This is a genomic window from Larkinella sp. C7 (assembly GCF_006149005.1).
GTDB lineage: Bacteria > Bacteroidota > Bacteroidia > Cytophagales > Spirosomataceae > Larkinella.
This window is the reverse complement of the sequence record NZ_VBSL01000169.1, coordinates 1-436: the sequence shown is the minus strand read 5'-3', so window position 1 is coordinate 436 and position 436 is coordinate 1. Positions and strand designations below refer to the sequence as shown.

General features: G+C 40.6%; 1 pseudogene. It reads right to left on the bottom strand.

The features are described from left to right. Window positions 1-191 precede the first annotated feature (191 nt). Window positions 192-436: pseudogene (locus FH871_RS34945) on the bottom strand (transketolase); the annotation flags it as partial.

The window sequence follows — 436 nt, the reverse complement described above, 5'->3', positions numbered from 1 at the left end:
GCTAAAGCTAAGATTGATAGGCCTGTCGCCAAAAGGGGGATTAGTTTTTTCATCTACTTGTCCTCCATTTTTTATTAACTTATTTAAAATCATTGTAGCCTAAACTCTAGTTGCCTGTCAATTTTAAAACTTGTAGTTACCAAAAAGTCACCCAAGGAAAACTTGGGCGATATCTTTATAACACAGTTTTCTTACATAGATTTGTAAAGCGCAACAGCATTGTCAACTGTAAAGCCATACTCTTCAAAAATCTTATTACCTGGTGCTGAAGCTCCCCAAGTGTCAATGGTCAAGGTCTTGCCAGCGAGGCCGACATACTTGCCCCAACCAAAGCTAGAGCCAGCTTCGATAGCTAGACGCTTGCTTACAGCTGATAGCAAGATGCTTTCTTTGTAGGCTGCATCTTGCTCATCAAAGATATTTTGGGCTGGCATAG